Below are 17,776 nucleotides of genomic sequence, written 5' to 3'. Positions count from 1 at the left end.
TTCTTATTCCTCATCATCAAAGGACTCTTCAAACTCGATCATATCATCTTCGTCTTCCATGTCCTCATCTTCTTCTACATTGACAAGCTCTTCTCCGCTGAACTCCTGCTTGGTATAGCCGTGTTTACCGAAGGACTCCTCATCTCTGCGTCCTCTGGAATCGCCCTCGATGACATGACGAAGATCAGTATCTCCGTAATCAGAGGTTTCCATAATGTGTACCTCTGATCCGTCCTCGCTGAGCACACGTACATCCAGACCAAGAGACTGAAGCTCTTTAAGAAGTACCTTAAAGGACTCAGGAATACCTGGCTCAGGAATGTTGTCACCTTTGATGATCGCTTCATAGGTCTTAACACGTCCGATCACATCATCAGACTTCACTGTCAGGATCTCCTGCAGTGTGTAGGAAGCACCATATGCCTCCAGTGCCCAAACCTCCATCTCTCCGAAACGCTGTCCACCGAACTGAGCTTTACCACCCAGAGGCTGCTGTGTTACCAGGGAGTATGGACCTGTGGAACGTGCATGGATCTTATCATCTACCAGATGATGCAGTTTCAGGTAGTGCATATGACCGATTGTTACAGGGCTGTCGAAGTACTCGCCTGTTCGTCCGTCACGAAGTCTTACCTTACCGTCTCTGGAGATCGGAACGCCCTTCCAGAGTGCTCTGTGAGCTTTATTCTCATCGAGATACTGCATAACGTCCGGTGCAAGGATGTCTTTATATTTCTCACGGAATTCCTCAAAGTCTTCCGTATTAACGTAATCGTTGGCAAGCTCCAGAGTATCCTGGATATCAACCTCGTTTGCGCCATCGAATACAGGTGTTGCAATATTAAAGCCAAGTGCTTTGGCAGCAAGGCTCAGGTGGATCTCCAGGACCTGTCCGATGTTCATTCGGGAAGGTACACCCAGAGGATTCAGCACGATATCAAGAGGACGTCCGTTTGGAAGGAATGGCATATCCTCAACCGGAAGTACACGGGAAACGACACCCTTGTTACCATGACGACCAGCCATCTTATCACCAACGGAGATCTTTCTCTTCTGTGCAATATAAATACGTACTGCCTGATTTACTCCAGGGCTCAGCTCATCGCCGTTCTCTCTTGTAAATACCTTGGCATCTACGATAATACCATACTCACCGTGCGGTACCTTAAGGGAAGTATCACGTACCTCTCTTGCCTTCTCACCGAAGATAGCACGCAGGAGACGCTCCTCAGCAGTAAGCTCAGTCTCTCCCTTAGGAGTAACCTTACCGACAAGGATATCACCGGCACGTACCTCAGCACCGATACGGATGATACCACGCTCATCCAGATCCTTCAGAGCGTCATCGCCGACACCCGGAACGTCACGTGTGATCTCTTCCGGTCCCAGCTTGGTATCACGGGACTCTGCCTCATATTCTTCAATATGGACAGATGTATAAACATCATTCTGTACAAGTTTCTCACTGAGCAGAACAGCATCCTCGTAGTTATAACCCTCCCAGGTCATAAATCCGATCAGCGGGTTCTTACCAAGCGCAAGCTCACCATTGGATGTAGACGGGCCATCAGCGATAACCTGTCCTGCCTCAACATGCTCACCCTGGAACACGATCGGTCTCTGGTTGTAGCAGTTGCTCTGGTTGCTTCGCATAAATTTAGTCAGATGATAATCATCTTTTGTTCCGTCATCGTTCTTGATAGAGATATCTGTAGATGTGGAACGAAGTACTGTACCTGCTTTTCTTGCAACAACGCATACACCGGAGTCAACGGCTGTCTTGGTCTCCATACCAGTACCAACAACCGGAGCCTCTGTTGTAAGAAGCGGAACGGCCTGACGCTGCATGTTGGATCCCATCAGCGCACGGTTCGCATCATCGTTCTGCAGGAACGGAATCAGGGCTGTAGCAACAGAGAATACCATTCGTGGAGATACATCCATGTAATCAAACATGTGCTGCTCGTACTCCTGTGTCTCCTCACGGTAACGTCCGGAAACGTTCTTATGAAGGAAATGTCCCTCTTCGTCCAGCGGCTCATTCGCCTGTGCTACATGATAATTATCTTCCTCGTCCGCTGTCATGTATACAACTTCATCTGTTACACGCGGGTTGGAAGGATCTGTTTTATCAATTTTTCTGTACGGAGCCTCTACGAAACCGTACTGATTGATTCTTGCATAAGATGCAAGGGAGTTGATAAGACCAATGTTCGGTCCCTCAGGAGTCTCGATCGGGCACATTCTTCCATAGTGGGAATAATGTACGTCTCGAACCTCGAATCCGGCTCTGTCTCGTGACAGACCGCCAGGTCCCAGTGCGGAAAGTCTTCTCTTATGAGTCAGCTCTCCAAGCGGGTTGTTCTGATCCATGAACTGTGACAGCTGAGAAGAACCGAAGAACTCCTTAACTGCTGCAGTTACAGGCTTGATATTGATCAGGGACTGCGGAGAGATACTCTCTGTGTCCTGTGTTGTCATTCTCTCACGTACCACACGCTCAAGTCTGGAAAGACCGATGCGGTACTGATTCTGAAGCAGCTCACCGACAGCACGGATACGACGGTTGCCCAGGTGGTCGATATCATCATCGTTACCAAGGCCATACTCCAGATGCATATTATAGTTAATGGACGCAAGGATATCCTCCTTGGTGATGTGTTTCGGGATCAGGTCGTGGATATCACGTTTGATCGCATCACATCTGTCCTCAAATGTGTCATTTTCTTCCAGAATTTTTTCGAGTACCGGGTAGTATACTAATTCTGTAACACCCAGAGTCTTCGGATCCTCAAGCTCCGGCAGATAGTGACGGATATCAACCATAAGGCTGGAAAGGACTTTGATCTCTCTCTCCTCACCCTGGATCCATACGTACGGAACTGCGGAATTCTGTAATGTATCAGCAAGCTCTTTTGTAACAAGTGTCTCAGCCTCAGCAAGGATCTCACCTGTTGTTGTATCTACAACATCCTGGGAAAGCTTGTGGCCTACGATACGTTTATTAAAATGAAGCTTCTTATTAAATTTATAACGTCCGACTTTGGCAAGGTCATATCTTCTCGGATCGAAGAACATTGCCATGATCAGGCTCTCTGCGCTCTCTACTGCAAGCGGCTCGCCCGGGCGGATCTTCTTATACAGCTCAAGGAGACCTTCCTGATAGTTTGTGGAGGTATCCTTTGTAAAGCTGGCAAGGATCTTTGGCTCTTCACCAAACAGATCAATGATCTCAGCATTGGTTCCAATGCCCAGTGCACGGATCAGAACAGTGATCGGAACCTTTCTTGTTCTGTCTACACGTACATAAAATACATCATTTGAATCTGTCTCGTACTCCAGCCATGCACCTCTGTTTGGAATTACAGTACTGGAAAACAGTCTCTTACCAAGCTTATCATGAGCGATCGCGTAGTAGATTCCAGGGGAACGTACTAACTGGCTGACAATAACACGCTCAGCACCATTGATAACAAAGGTACCCGTAGCTGTCATCAGCGGTAAATCTCCCATGAAAATCTCGTGTTCGTTGATCTCTTCTGTTTCCTTATTGATCAGCCTTACTCGAACCTTCAAAGGTGCGGCATAAGTCACGTCACGTTCTTTACACTGCTCGATGGAATATTTTGCATCTTTTTCATCGTATGTGAAATCGATGAATTCCAGACTGAGCTTTCCGCCGTAATCTGCGATCGGAGAAATATCATCAAATACTTCTTTTAAACCTTCGTCAAGAAACCACTGGTAGGAATCTTTCTGAACTTCGATCAGGTTTGGCATTTCCAGGACTTCTTTTTGTCTCTGGTAGCTCATACGCATGCTTTTTCCAGTTTTTACAGAACGAATTCTGTTTTTTTCCATTGACGTTTCACCCCTGTTTTTTTATTATTTATTACAACATGATCCCGCCTGACCTTTAGGCAGGCATATCTAGCCATAATATAGCATCCTCCACTTTAACATAAGAAAAAAAGTGTGTCAAGCACTTTTTTTGATTTTTTTACATTTTTCCAAAAAAAGCTTCTGTTCCTTTTGTACATACGATGTACAGAACAGAAGCTTCTTATTTATCTCACTTTATCCGTTACCGTTACTGCGTTGCCGTATCTGTCTTTTGACACAAGCTTCAGTACGGTATTCTTTTTCTGTTTTCTTATTTTAATAGTGAAACGGCTGTTTTTGTCCACTGCAGCCCCTCCAAGTCTTGCAGTTTTTCCGGAACGGACGGTGTATGCGGTAACTGTTCTGCTACCAGCTGCCTTTCCGGTTATAGCCGTGCTCTTTTCCGTAACCTTCTGCGCGGACGGTCTGTTGATGCTGCTCCAGCCTTTGCAGTCCTTTGCATACAGTGCCTGTGCTTTTCCGTTTCCGTTGAAGGAATTGGATTTCATGGCAGTGATGACAGAATTATATGCATAAACGCCATTTCCTTTGTTTTTGTACATGCGGTTTCCGGAAATCTCCGAAGCTTTGGCTTTCCAGATCATGAGACCACTTTTTACATTTGAGTAAAAGCTGTTATTTTTTACCCGAATACTTCCTGTGGTATATTCGATCTTTGCTCCGTGGTCTTTGTTTAAAGCGCATGTATTCCCGAGAATGCTGATGTTTCCTCCGGATCTGATCCGGATTCCGGATCCTCCGGCTGATTTCACCGTATTTTTCTCCGCAGTGGAAGCCGCGTTTACTGACTGCAGATATATTCCGTCTCCGCCTGCAGCCGAAACTCCGTTGTCACTGACAAGATTCTTCTCTCCGGAGCCTTTGGCATATCCCGCTTCATTAATATAGATTCCCGCATTGGCAGTTCCCGAAACCGTGTTTCCGGTGATCACCGTTCCTCTGGCATCCTTCGCATAAATACCCAGATTGGAATATGCAGAAGTTTTTTTCATTTTTATCTGGTTTCCGGTTACTGTGTCCGTATCTGCAAGAGAAATACTGACTCCGTTTCCGTATCCCGAGATCTCATTATCTTCCACCGTTACACCTTTTACCGGATACATCCCTTTTGGAATGGCACCCTCTGCCTTCATCTCGTAGCCTTCTATATGAACACCGCTGCAGACCCATGCCACTCCGCCGATGCTGGAGGTTTTTGCAAGGCTGATATAGTTGCCGGCGATCCGGATGTCTCTGTCCTTCTGGGTATCCGGTCCGCCTTCATAGCCCTGGGTCTGATGAACATTTTTGCTTGCGGATATAACATCCACACCCATTCCCACATTTACCATGGTGTTGTTCTCTGCAACAGCATCTTCATAATTCATAAATTCTATGCAGCGTTTTTTTATATTATGGAAGGTATTGTTGGTAACCGTGATCCGCTTATAGGTTTCTCCGGACATCATACTGTGAGTTCCCACCCCGGAAAAAACATCTGAAAATACATTTCCATCAACAACAAAATCCTCGCAGGTAGTTCCATCGTAAGGCCGGTACTGTGGAAAAACATTCGTCTCATCTGTACAGCAGTCGATCTGGATGCACTCCTGACCGCCGCCTACGTAATTTTTGTAATAACCGCTGAAGGTGCAGCCTGTGATCCTGGCATTTTTCACACCGCCAAATTCCAGAAAATGAGACTTCAGATTATTAAGGAATGTAGCATTTTTGATGGTAACATTTCTGGCATGGCCAATGCAGAAGCCGACAAAACCGCCCGGTGCATCCTTGTCCGCCACGCACTGGTAATTATAATCCCAGGTTCCTCCATCAATAACAATATTCTGGTATCCGTCATATCCGCCCTGGGAATCCTTTGTGTTTCCAAGACGCAGGATCAGATGCTTGGTCGCAGAGGTTTTTGTGATGACCGCACCCCTTGCATACAGATACATATTGCTGTACATACAGAGGGTTCCTGTCAGCTGGTAATTTCCCGGCGGGATAATAATCTTATAGGGTGTTTCCTCTGTGGCCTTATCCTTCAGCTGAAGAAACAGAGTATTCAGCGGAGCTGTAATGTCCTGGCCATCTTCCACAGCAAGCGTTTCCTCCTGATATGTTCCAAGGTCACCCTGGGAAGCCTCCCCTGCGGAAAAGTCCTCCTGGTCATAGAAGTCCTCCGTTTCTTCTGAGGATGCACCGGCAGAAACCTCCGTCTCCTCTCCTGCTTCCATCTGAAGCTCCACAGAAGTCTCCTCGGTCTCATCCGAAAAAACTTCCGCAGCACCGGCAGATTCGTCAGCTGTTTCTCCATCTGCCTCCGTGTCCGTCATTTCCGAAGCACTGTTTTCTTCTGTGTCAGCAGTCTCCGCTTTCTCTTCCGTTTCCGGTTCCGGCGTCACAGATACGGCAGACTCTGCCCCGGCAGCTTCCATATCTGTCTCTGCCGCTTCCGATTCCGGCGCAGCAGACAGGACAGGCTCCTCCACAACTTCCTCTTCTTCCGAAGCTCCGTCAGAAAAATCATTCCGGGCATCAAAAACTGCCGCTGTCTCGTCGCCTTCCTCCTTCACCCAGGAAGCCTGCGATGCAGGAACTACATTTCCGTTATCCAGAACCAGCGGATCCGGATCCTGGGCAGGCATCTCTTCCTCTTCTTCCAGCTGCTCCTGGGCATCCATGGCACTGGCCTGTTCCTGTATCGCAGTCAGCGGATCTGCAGCTTTTACGGAAGATACCGTATTTTTAGAGGAAACTGTCTGCGTCGCTGCCGCCGGAACAGGAATTCCGGTCATTCCAAGCACGCCTGCCAGAAAACAGGCTGCAATCTTTCTTTTCATATTCCAATCTCACTTTCTGTTATGCTTCATCACCAGCTGCAAGTTCTATCAGGTATGGCAAAAAGGCTGCTGCGCCACCGGTAAACCGGCAGTCACAACAGCCTTTAAAACTTCTGATCTGATTGGATTATTTAAGTGTAACCTTAGCTCCCTCAGCCTCGAGTTTAGTTTTGATGTCCTCAGCCTCAGCTTTGGATGCGCCCTCTTTAACAACCTTCGGAGCACCATCAACGATAGCTTTAGCCTCTTTAAGTCCAAGACCTGTAACCTCACGAACAACTTTGATAACTTTAACTTTGTTAGCGCCAACCTCTGTAAGCTCTACGTCAAACTCATCTTTCTCCTCAGCTGCCTCGCCTGCTGCACCTGCTGCTGCTACAACAACACCTGCTGCTGCGGAAACACCGAACTCTTCCTCACAAGCTTTTACAAGGTCATTTAACTCTAATACAGATAATTCTTTGATTGCTGCAATAAATTCTTCTGTTGTTAATTTTGCCATTTTAATTTCCCTCCATTTATAAATTTTAATTAATAATCATGCGGTCATTATGCCGCCAATTGCACGTTGCTGGGATTACTCAGCAGCTGCTGCGTCAGCTCCGCCGTTCTGCTCTGCGATCTGATTAAGCACACGAGCGAAGTTTGCGATCGGAGACTGCATACTTCCAAGCAGTTTTCCAAGAAGTTCCTCTCTTGAAGGAATTGTGGACAGTGCCTGAATTCCGGCCTGATCATTGTAGTTACCTTCAACTACACCTGCGATCAGCTCCAGTGCCGGGAACTGTTTTGCATATTTAGCAAGGATTCTTGCCGGAGCAGTTGCGTCTGTTTCGGAGATAGCGATCGCATTTGTGCCATGTAAATGATCACTGAGGCTCTCAAATGCTGTACCCTCGAATGCACGACGCATCATGGTATTCTTGTATACCTTGTACTGAACACCAGCTTCTCTTAACTCTTTACGAAGAATTGTATCCTGCTCAACTGTAAGACCGCTGTAGTTTACAAGTACAACAGACTCAGCGTTCTTAATGCTGTTAGAAATCTCTTCTACGATTGGTTGTTTCAGTTCTACTTTTGCCATGAAATGGTACACCTCCTTATAGATTTTGTATACCGCCGTCGCAATAAGTCAATCTGTTTAAAAAAAGACCTTACTGCTTCGCAATAAGGCCTTGTGTAATCTTAACTCAGAATACTTGGACCTCGGTAGGCGTTTTAATCCTTATGCCTTACGGCACCTACTGTCTTCGGCAGCGTTCTTAGGTACAATACCATAACAGTGCCGGGTGTGTCAAGTATTTTTTTGAGTTTTTGAAAAAATTATTTTGTTCCGAAAATTCTGTCACCGGCATCACCAAGTCCCGGGCAGATATAAGCATTCTCATTGAGTTCTCTGTCAAGGGAGCCGCAGTAGATCTGTACATCCGGATGCGCCTCATGGAGACGTTTCAGTCCCTCCGGAGCTGCGATGATGCACATAAACTTGATATTCTTTCCGCCCTGTTTCTTGACAAAATCAATGGCAGCCTCGGCAGAACCGCCGGTTGCAAGCATCGGATCAACGATCACTGAAATACGCTCGTCAATAGATTCCGGAAGCTTGCAGTAATACTCATGGGGCTCATGTGTCACCGGATCACGGTAAAGTCCCACATGTCCGACCTTTGCAGACGGCACCAGTGTGAGAATACTGTTTACCATTCCAAGTCCTGCACGGAGGACCGGGATCACTGCCAGCTTCTTGCCTGAGATCATCGGTGTCTTACAGGTTTCTATCGGTGTCTCGATTTCCACTTCCTCTGTAGGAAGATCACGAAGTGCCTCATATCCCATCAGGATTCCGATCTCCTCCACCAGCTTACGGAATTCGTTTGTTCCTGTGCTTTTGTCACGGAGCATTGAAATTTTGTGTTTGATCAGCGGGTGATCCATAATATAAACATTTTCCATTTTTTCCATCGTGATTTCCTCTCTTTGTCTGTGTTTTTTGTAAAGCGAACATTCTCATCCCATTCTGCTTTATACCCAAGAACGTAATCCTTTCGCTTTTCTGTATTCATCCTTCTACATTATAATATATATGACACTTTTTCAAAAGGGGGAAAACTATTTTCCCTGATGTTCCAAAACCTGATTGATAGCATAAGCCACACCAAACTCATTGTTGCTCTTTGTGATGTATTTTGCTGCCTTTTTGATCTCCGGAACTGCGTTTTCCATTGCAACGGTTGCGCCGAAATCCATAGAGATCATGGAATAATCATTAAGACTGTCACCAAGAACCATTACCTCATCCATGGTATATCCCAGAGCTTCAATATATTCTTTCAGAACGGGACCTTTCTGTGCCTCCACTGCTGTAACCTCCTGATTATATATAAAAGAAGAAGCTACCGCAACAGCCGGATTTTCTCTCAGCTCATCGCCGAGTTTCTCCAGCTGCTCCACATCTGCCGCAAAAATGAAGATCTTATATACCGGCGCACCGCTGCTTTCCAGAGAACGGATATCGGAAATCCCTTTCGTATTTCCGGCGATCCTGCGGTACTGCGGCGACTTCCGGACGATTTCCTCACTGGTATCTATGTCCATATTAAAAAGGCGGATCTGCTGAATGATCCCGTCTTCAATTTCCTTCTTTGTTCCAATACGGTAATCGTAGCGATCCGTAAAAAATGCCACAGATACCGGGTATTTTTTTGCCGTATTGTAGACCTCGTCACACAGTTCAATAGAGATCGGTGTTCTCTTTACAACCTCCTGCTGCGGATTCCGTACTTCAGCACCACTGCTCACCACATAATCACAGGTCAGCTCTGTTCCCTTCAGTTCCTCCATGGCACCGGGGAAATTCCGGCCGGTGGCAACCATAAAACGGATTCCTGCATCGCAGGCACGCCTGATCGCCGCAAGGGTTTCCGGCGCGATCCTGTGGTCATCACCAAGAAGTGTGCCGTCCATATCACTTGCAATTACTTTTATCATAAAAAATTTCTCCTTTTATCTGTAAAAAATCCGGTCAATCATTCGGATCCATATCATCCATAGCAAATATGTTCTTTTTTCGGAGAAATTATATCTTATATTATTGCAAAATACAATGATTTTTACGACAGGCATATGCCTTTCTGATTTCAGAAATACATGGTATAATGAGATTTCATAAATCTGTCCGATGTCGGTCAGGCAGATATTCGCAATCCGCGTTGCTACTTGATTCGGTTAAATGAATAACCCCCTCCACATGTACTGCATAGATTTGCATCAAATAAATGCTCTTCAGTTAAGCCAGTCAATCAGAAAGCAGGAGAATATTATGTCAACTCATTTTTTTCATTCCAAAAGAAGCCGCTCGCATTCCCGTTTCTTCTATTTAATATTGTGCACAGTTCTTGTCTGTCCAATGCTCCTTTTCACAGGCTGCGGAAATATCACTGATGCAGATACATCCACCACCGGAAATCAGCCCATCAGTATCAGCAGTATCAAATTGAATACAGCTGTACAGATCACAATTTATGATTCTCAGGATAAAGCTCTCCTGGATGACTGTCTGGCACTGTGCGATAAATATGAGCTGATCTTCAGCCGGACAAATGAGAAAAGCGAGCTTTATAAATTAAATCACCGCAAAGATGTATCTGATGGAGATTTCAGTACCGACGGGCCGACTACTCCATATCCGGTCAGCGGCACAGCAGACACCTGGCATATATCTGAAGACCTTGCCGCTCTGCTTTCCGAAGGACTCGATATCACCAGGGAGTCCAACGGAGCCTTTGACATCGCCATTGCGCCTTTGACCTCTCTCTGGGATTTCACAGCAGAAGACCCAAAGGTTCCGGATGATGCAGCTATTCAGAAAGCACTCCCTCTGTGCAGCTCTGATGGCGTTACCATTGACGGTCAGGATATCACACTTCCTTCTGATGATATCCGGTTCGATGTCGGCGCCATTGCCAAGGGCTATATCGCAGACCGACTGAAAGATTTTCTGATAAAAAAAAGTGTAAAAAGTGCCATCATCAACCTTGGCGGCAACGTCCTCTGCATCGGTTCAAAGCCCGACGGCACTCCCTTCAAGATCGGTATCCAGAAGCCTTTTGCAGACCGCAATGAAACAGAGGCTGTTATGGATATCACCGGAAAATCCGTTGTATCCTCCGGAATTTATGAGAGGTGTTTTAAGCAGGACGGTAAATTATATCATCATATCCTGAATCCCCAAACCGGCTATCCTTATGATAACGGCCTGATCTCTGTGACGATCATCTCCGACCAGTCTGTGGACGGCGATGCCTTAAGCACCACCTGTTTCGCCCTTGGCCTGGAGGACGGGCTGAAATTTGCAGAGAAAAAAGGCGTGCAGGCTGTATTTATCACAGAGGATTATGAGCTGCATTATACGGACGGATTCCGGGATGAGATCAGGGTCACTGATGTGGAATCCTGAACCATGAAATCTTTTTCAGCAACAACCAAAAACATTCCAGATAGACCATATTTGTCACATAAGTCTGCGGATAATCTTTCAGAAGATTTGCCATTGCTGTCAGTGTCTGTGTCGTTGAAAATGGCTAGGATGGACCGTTCCACAGACATTCATAATCTGCCTGTTCATATCCGTACCGTGGATGTCTCTGTTCCGCAGTTGTAGGGCCACAGGGGGAGGCAAAACCTTCCGGATTCACAATCTGCTCCCAAGCTTCTTCATATCCCTTATCCGGAAGTTCAAAACACCATGGGATAAATCCGAGCAAACAGTGATCTTCTGGAAACAGATAATGCCGAAGATGGCCTGAAGATCATTCTCAAAGAGCATCCTGACATTATTATCACAGATATGAAAATGCCCGTCATGGACGGAACACAGCTCTTAAAAAATCTGGAAGAACTTCACATCGACAGCAAAATCAGTGTGATCAGCGGATTCAGCGATTTCAAATATACAAGACTTGCGATCCAGGCCGGTGTTATTGATTACATACTGAAGCCTGCTCTGCGTTCACCAGTAAGGTAATCGGTGACGTTTTTGATTATATCAATGCACATTATCTGGAAAATATCTCCCTGGCCGATATTGCAGAATCTTTTTTTCTAAGTAAGGAGCATCTGTCCAGATTGTTTTAAAAAAACGTCAGAATCTTTTTTCCTATACTATGCAGTTGAAGCTCACCGAGGCGAAACGGCTTCTGCCGTCTACGGATATGACTCTCGACGACATTGCCTGGCATCTTGGTTTCAGCAATGGAAATTACTTCAGCAAGGTTTTTAAAAAGAACTGTCAGATATCTCCCAGTGAATACCTGAACGTACAGCTATAGTTCTTCAGAAAACTTTTCTCCGATAAAAAGTAGCTGTAACTGAGCGTATTCGTTCAGTTACAGCCACTTTATTCAATATTATTATATTCAGTTATTGATCATATCTGGCCAGGAAAGAATCTCTGCAGAAATCTTCTCTTCATAATCTCCGTCAATGTCCTCACTTCTTCCAGCCGCATAAATATTGGTCTCGGCACCCCAACCGTTGTCCTCGTATTCCCATACATGGAATTTCAGTCCACGGAACATGAAATCCAGACTTCCGCAACCATCTTCCTCTGTGTATTCGAATTTGATATTTTTTTTGTTCAGGGCATCCTGTACTTTCTGTAAACGCATATAATATCGCTCCTTCCACGCCGAAAATCTTCCTTTATACACAAAGTATAACATGTTGTGATTTTTGACACAAGTCAAGGATGAAAGTGCCTGTGAGCTACGGATATCTCAGGCCCAGTAGAGTCTCATTCCAAACTCATGGCTCATACGGTCCGGATGCCCATCAACTCTTGAAAGCAAAGTACAGATATCCTGATAGGTATTCTTTGCCATACATTTACCGCTATTATCAGAAAGAATTAGTGTAAGGTTCCACTTCTTGCCTTTTCCGTATTCTTTCTCAAAGGTTTTTACCATGACACGGCTGTCTGCCGGAACTTCTGCTTTAACACTTCCCTTTTCCACCAGTTCTCCGTTCAATGTTTCTGTAATGATCCATGTAAGTTCACACTCTCCCAGAGCTCCATCTGTATCATTTACAATATACAGACTGTCCAGATAATCTTTGTGCTTTGCAAAAACACCCACTGGTGCGTTGCTTTCCAGTATAGCCTGAAGACCCTTTTTGGGAATTCCCCACCAGTCATATAAACCGTAGAAGCTCTGAGGACACAGGTCGATAAACATAAACTGTACATATCCTGAGCAAGGTTCATATTTCTGGATCCTGTAATGCTCTGTATAATATTTCAGAAGCTTATACTGATATTCCTGGATCTTCGGGATATCATCCACCAGTTTTTCCAGACGATGATATACCGCCGGAACAGTTTTCAGATTTTCACTGCTGCCCGGTGCATCAAATCCGTACTCTGTATTCAGCTTTTCTGTCTGCTCATAAATATCTGCATATTCTCCACCGCTTAAAGAACCCAGATAATTGTGGCTGTCCCCGCTAAGCGGATCATCTTCGCAGAAAGAACCCTTGATGATCGGTCTGCCCGGATCCATCTTCTGTACCTCCCTATACAGAGCAGGTCCCGGATTTTCCTCCATAAATCTCCTTCTCACATTTCCATCCGGATCAACACATCCCGGTTCATTCATAATGATCCAGCAGATCAGAGACGGATGATGCTTCAGAAGTTTCACATTTTCTCTGTAAACATCTGCAAATCTCTGCGCCCATTCATCTGTTGAAGGATGCGTCCAGTTGTACTCCGAATCCTGAAGAACTGCAATTCCCAGCTCGTCACACAGATCATAAAAAACTTCCTGCTCTGTGTGGACATGTACTCGTACCAGGTTAAAACCTGCCGCCTTTACATTAAGAAGATCTCTCAGGTACCGTTCCCTTGTCATTGCGGAAATATAACAATCCGGAAAATAAGAGGTTCCTCTTATATACAGCTTCCTGTTATTAAGCCAAAATCTTGTTATTTTTTCATTACGCTCAATCTGAATGTCCCGGAAAGCAAAATTCGTTGTTCTGCTGCTCAGTATGTCTTTTCCCCTGCTTAACGTAAGTTCTGCCTGATACATCCAGGGATAACCATGATCCCATGTGGACCACAGTCTGACATCTTCCACTTTAAGCTCACATTTAAAACCTGTCTCTGCTTTCTCTGCCATTATCTGAACAGTTTTTTCTGCCTTTATAAGACCGGACTCTTTTTCCCGGATCTTTACATTAAAATCATATGTCTCCCCGGATTTCAGACCTCGCGCTTCAGTTTCCACATATACGTCTGCTTTCTTTCCATCTGGATCCAGTTCATACTTCAGATCTGTCTGATCTTCCAGAACACCTTCTTCTGTCAGGATCAGCTCCACTTTTCCGTAGATTCCTACAGGATTTACATCTCTCTGGATAAATGTATCAGAATGTTCGTAGGTACCTTTTACCATATTTCTTTTTACCAGGGTGGTTCTGGAATCCTGTGCATCCAGCTCCACCTCATCATCCCATGGAGAACTTACCTTTACAATGAGATAATTTTTCTTTCCAAAAACAAGCTTATCTTTTACATTAAAGGAAAATGGAGCGGAATATCCTTCATGCTCTCCAAGAAATTCTCCGTTAAGCCATACTTTTCCATAATAATCCACATTGGTAAATTTAAGGACAGCATCCGTAACTTTCTGATCCGGAACTTCAAACTCTGTTTTGTACCACCAGGGTGCCTGATTGAAATATCTCAGTTCACGCCCGAAATATGGCTGTCTGGCATAGATAAGCTGCAGATGTTTCAGTTCCTCCAGTTCCTCCCATTCAGACACCTGGGAACCTACGGAAGTATCTGCTTCCCTGGCAGCATAAAGCCCGATCTTTTCCCCTGTATCATGAACATCCTGCAAAATTTTCCATCCTTGTTTCAATTCAATCCTTGTTTCCATTTCAGCCTCCTAACTCTTGACCGCACCTGCAGCCATACCTTCGATTATGTTCCTGTTAAGAATAAAATACACGATCAGTGTAGGCAGGATCGATATTACGATCGCCGCAAATGTACTTCCCCAGTCCACTCTTCCGAACTGCCCCACAAAGTCATTCAGGCCAATTGGCAGAGTTTTCATATCAGAAGATGAGATAAACGTATTGGCATAGGTAAATTCATTCCATACAAAAACAAAATTGTATGTAAGAACTGTCATTGTAGTATTTTTAGCCATAGGTACCACGATCTTGCGGAATGTGGTTCCCATTGTGGCACCGTCAATAACTGCCGCTTCCAGAAGAGAATCCGGCATAAATTTAAAAAATCCGGTGTAAAGATAGATACACATTGGAAGTCCGAACCCGATCTGCGGAAGCACCAGTGCCCAGTATGTATTTCTCAGTCCGATCCTGTTATAAATCTGGAACATGGGTACAAGGCAGGAAAAAATAGGCACCATCATTCCAAACAGGAAAAATGCCATCAGTGCATTGGCATATTTTACCTTTACCTTACTGATCACAAATGCAACCGGGCATCCCAGGACTACGATGCCAAGAAGTGTGAGAACTGCCACAACCGTACTGTTAAGAAAATATCTTGGAATGGATGAGATCGTCAGTGCGCTGATATAGTTTCCAAGATAAAATCCTGATGGCAGGGCATACTGTGCAGTATATGTCATTTCATCCGGTGTTTTCAGACTGGAGCAGATAACCCAGAAAATAGGGTAGACCTGTATCATGACAAAAATAAGGATCACTACATAGAACACAGCACGAATAGGTATATTTTTTCTTGATTTTATCATTCTGACCCATCTCCTTTCGCCGATCCCAGGCATTTCTGTATAATCCCTACTGCTACCAGACATTCAATGACCAGAAAAACGGACAATGTACTTCCATAGCCAAAGTCAGCCGAATTAAAAGCGGTTTTATACATATAAGTTGCCACCATCTCTGTTGATCTGGATTTATTGTCAAGAATATAGAATACATCAAAGGTTTTCAGACAACCATTTACAAGCATTACAATGACAATGCTGAATATATTTTTCACCAGTGGAAGCTTTATGTAACGATACTGTTGAAAAACATTGCAGCCATCCATTGTAGATGCCTCGATCACATCCTTTGATATGGATACAAATGCGGAATAAAAAATGATCATGTACAGACCACAGTATTTATATCCATCGATCAGGGTTATGGTAATCAGCGCTGTATGGGAATTTGCCAGCAAAGCGATAGGTTCCATTCCCAGTTTTTCCATCACATAGCAAACCAGGCCCTGGGGCTGGACAGAAAGCATTTTGGAAAAAATCTGGCAGATCGCCATAGATGAAATGATACATGGAATAAAATAAATAACCCGCAGAATATTTCCACCTTTGGAAATATGTGTAAGCAAAATTGCCAGGATCAGTCCTGCACATAACTGGAACAAACTTCCCAATACAACAAATTTAAGATTATTTACAACAGCCTCACGAAATGTCTCATCCTGAAACATCCTCACATAATTTTCCAATCCGATAAACTTCATATCACCGATTCCATTCCAGGAAAAAAGGCTGTAACCCATTGACCACAGAATTGGGATGATAACAGTAAGAATATATACGAACAGTGCAGGAAGAACAAACGGTAAAGGCTGGATTTTATTTCTGGGCTTCATATCCTCTCCCCTTTCATACGCAGATGCAGATAAAATTCCGCATCTGCGTATTCTCTCAGTTATTCTTCAGTGTCAAAATAATCAGATGCATACTGTTCTACAGCTTTGTCCATGTTTTCGCAGAACTCTTCAGGAGTTGATTCTCCCATTCCAAGGCTTGCCAACTCTTTTCTGTAAACCTCGTTTGTAGAAGGATCCAGACGAACATCCCAGCACTGGGCAAAAGTGCCGCAGTTCTCAAGATCACTTAAAATCTGCTGTGTAAGCTCCGGAAGCTTCTCCGAATCACTTGGCATCATGGATGGAAGCATATTGAACTCATACATTGCCGTATCAGCAAAATTATCCCATACATAACTGATGAAATCTTTCATCTCATCACTCATGGAATCCTTGAGAATGGCAGTTCCGATTCCACAATTCGCATAGTAATCATTTTCTCCTGTAGCGGTTCCTTCGCTGTCTACAGGAAGTTTGAACATGGAAATGTCATCTTTAAGATTTCCCTCATCATCTGTAAGATCCGGTGTATCCCATGTTCCGGTGTATAACATTGCCGCACCACTGTTCAGAAACAGATCCATCTGTGCGGTAGTATCTGAACTTGTCCATCCTTCACTGAAATACTGGGCTATATCCTGTGTATACTGGGCTGTTGCGATACCTGTCTCAGAATTAAATTTTTCTTTTCCCATTCTTGCATTGTCAATGAAGTCATTTCCTTCCAGTCTGAAAGCCTTAAATGCAGGATAACGCATGATCATGTCGTAATTTCCTGCGGATATCGGGGTCATTCCCGCATCTTTCAGCTTCTTGCACACATCCAGGAGGTCTTCCAGTGTCTGAGGTGTTTCAGTAATTCCGGCTTTTTCAAACATGTCTTTGTGATACCAGAAATACTCTACATTTCCCTGCCAGGTCATAAGGTAATTGCTTCCGTCACTGAGTTTCGGATAATTCAGTGCAATATCAAAGAACTTGTCTTTGATACCCAGTTCATCATAAAGGTCATCCACACTGTAGATCAGATCCTTTTTGCAAAGTCCTTCAAAAAATGCCTCCGGATCTGCGTCAAACCAGTCCGGCAGCTCATTGCTGGATGCAAGGATCTTGATCTTCTGAAGATATGTTTCTCTGTCTGCAATAGACTCTACATTGAATTCAAAATCCGGGTGATCTTTTTTATAATCTTCTGCAAGCTTCTTCAATGTTTTCAGTGCCGCATCTGTTTCGTTCCTGGCACTGATATAATTGATCACAAGTGGTTCGGAATCCTCTTTTTTATCTGCCCACACATTCATCATGCTGAATGAAGAGAGACACATCATTGTGGCAAGTGTAGCAGCCATCACTTTTTTTAATTTCATTTTCGTCCTCCTTT

At 44.6% G+C, this 17,776-nt stretch carries 15 protein-coding genes and 1 other annotated feature; of the genes, 3 read left to right on the top strand and 12 right to left on the bottom strand.

From position 1 onward, the window contains the following. Positions 1-3: 3 nt before the first annotated feature. The 6 genes from rpoB to LKD46_RS14090 form a co-directional block, all read right to left on the bottom strand. The gene (rpoB, locus tag LKD46_RS14115; protein WP_118512720.1) at positions 4-3,861 is read right to left on the bottom strand and encodes a DNA-directed RNA polymerase subunit beta; all 3,858 of its coding nucleotides are present in this window, start codon (positions 3,859-3,861) and stop codon (positions 4-6) included. A gap of 206 nt (positions 3,862-4,067) precedes the next feature. Continuing rightward, entirely contained in the window at positions 4,068-6,728 is a 2,661-nt protein-coding gene (locus LKD46_RS14110) for a right-handed parallel beta-helix repeat-containing protein (RefSeq protein WP_227574272.1), read from the bottom strand. 127 nt (positions 6,729-6,855) lie between these two features. Next, positions 6,856-7,230 carry a 50S ribosomal protein L7/L12 gene (gene rplL, locus LKD46_RS14105; RefSeq protein WP_015526302.1) on the bottom strand — a complete coding sequence of 125 codons (375 nt, stop codon included), beginning with the start codon at positions 7,228-7,230 and terminating at the stop codon, positions 6,856-6,858. A 75-nt stretch (positions 7,231-7,305) separates the two neighbouring features. Next, entirely contained in the window at positions 7,306-7,815 is a 510-nt protein-coding gene (gene rplJ / locus LKD46_RS14100) for a 50S ribosomal protein L10 (protein WP_118512722.1), read from the bottom strand. Between the two features lie 51 nt (positions 7,816-7,866). Continuing rightward, positions 7,867-8,003: a sequence feature (ribosomal protein L10 leader region), on the bottom strand. Between the two features lie 51 nt (positions 8,004-8,054). Next, on the bottom strand, positions 8,055-8,684 hold the full coding sequence (gene upp, locus LKD46_RS14095) for a uracil phosphoribosyltransferase (RefSeq protein WP_118623620.1): 630 nt from the start codon (positions 8,682-8,684) through the stop codon (positions 8,055-8,057). Between the two features lie 156 nt (positions 8,685-8,840). Beyond that, positions 8,841-9,719, bottom strand: coding sequence for a Cof-type HAD-IIB family hydrolase (locus tag LKD46_RS14090; RefSeq protein WP_118623184.1), 879 nt, complete (start codon positions 9,717-9,719; stop codon positions 8,841-8,843). Between the two features lie 331 nt (positions 9,720-10,050). Here LKD46_RS14090 and LKD46_RS14085 point away from each other — a divergent pair, with 331 nt between their 5' ends. Beyond that, positions 10,051-11,187: an FAD:protein FMN transferase gene (locus LKD46_RS14085; protein ID WP_227574271.1), complete on the top strand. Its 1,137-nt coding sequence runs from the start codon at positions 10,051-10,053 to the stop codon at positions 11,185-11,187. A 124-nt stretch (positions 11,188-11,311) separates the two neighbouring features. Here the strand turns inward: LKD46_RS14085 and LKD46_RS14080 are convergent, their stop codons facing one another. Beyond that, complete coding sequence (locus tag LKD46_RS14080) at positions 11,312-11,494, bottom strand: MGH1-like glycoside hydrolase domain-containing protein (RefSeq protein WP_118512725.1); 183 nt, start codon at positions 11,492-11,494, stop codon at positions 11,312-11,314. Here LKD46_RS14080 and LKD46_RS14075 point away from each other — a divergent pair. Continuing rightward, positions 11,485-11,754: a response regulator gene (locus LKD46_RS14075; RefSeq protein ID WP_118512726.1), complete on the top strand. Its 270-nt coding sequence runs from the start codon at positions 11,485-11,487 to the stop codon at positions 11,752-11,754. The genes LKD46_RS14080 and LKD46_RS14075 overlap by 10 nt on opposite strands. 100 nt (positions 11,755-11,854) lie before the next feature. Beyond that, positions 11,855-12,058 carry a helix-turn-helix domain-containing protein gene (locus LKD46_RS16810; RefSeq protein WP_270426856.1) on the top strand — a complete coding sequence of 68 codons (204 nt, stop codon included), beginning with the start codon at positions 11,855-11,857 and terminating at the stop codon, positions 12,056-12,058. Positions 12,059-12,145: 87 nt separating this feature from the next. Here the strand turns inward: LKD46_RS16810 and LKD46_RS14065 are convergent, their stop codons facing one another. From LKD46_RS14065 to LKD46_RS14045, 5 genes are all read right to left on the bottom strand, one after another. Next, complete coding sequence (locus tag LKD46_RS14065; RefSeq protein WP_044961921.1) at positions 12,146-12,397, bottom strand: hypothetical protein; 252 nt, start codon at positions 12,395-12,397, stop codon at positions 12,146-12,148. A gap of 108 nt (positions 12,398-12,505) precedes the next feature. Further along, positions 12,506-14,674 (bottom strand): glycoside hydrolase family 2 protein, encoded by a 2,169-nt coding sequence (locus tag LKD46_RS14060; RefSeq protein ID WP_114001822.1) that lies wholly within the window; start codon positions 14,672-14,674, stop codon positions 12,506-12,508. A gap of 9 nt (positions 14,675-14,683) precedes the next feature. Further along, positions 14,684-15,526: a carbohydrate ABC transporter permease gene (locus LKD46_RS14055; protein ID WP_021976595.1), complete on the bottom strand. Its 843-nt coding sequence runs from the start codon at positions 15,524-15,526 to the stop codon at positions 14,684-14,686. Continuing rightward, entirely contained in the window at positions 15,523-16,395 is an 873-nt protein-coding gene (locus LKD46_RS14050) for a carbohydrate ABC transporter permease (protein ID WP_015526310.1), read from the bottom strand. The genes LKD46_RS14055 and LKD46_RS14050 overlap by 4 nt, the downstream gene beginning before the upstream one ends. A 59-nt stretch (positions 16,396-16,454) precedes the next feature. Then, positions 16,455-17,762 (bottom strand): ABC transporter substrate-binding protein, encoded by a 1,308-nt coding sequence (locus LKD46_RS14045; RefSeq protein WP_227574270.1) that lies wholly within the window; start codon positions 17,760-17,762, stop codon positions 16,455-16,457. Positions 17,763-17,776 lie beyond the last annotated feature (14 nt).

This window comes from Blautia fusiformis (assembly GCF_020686995.1).
In the GTDB taxonomy this organism is placed as follows: Bacteria; Bacillota; Clostridia; order Lachnospirales; family Lachnospiraceae; genus Blautia_A; species Blautia_A fusiformis.
Note: the sequence above shows the minus strand (reverse complement) of the source record. Positions and strands in the feature narration are given on the sequence as shown.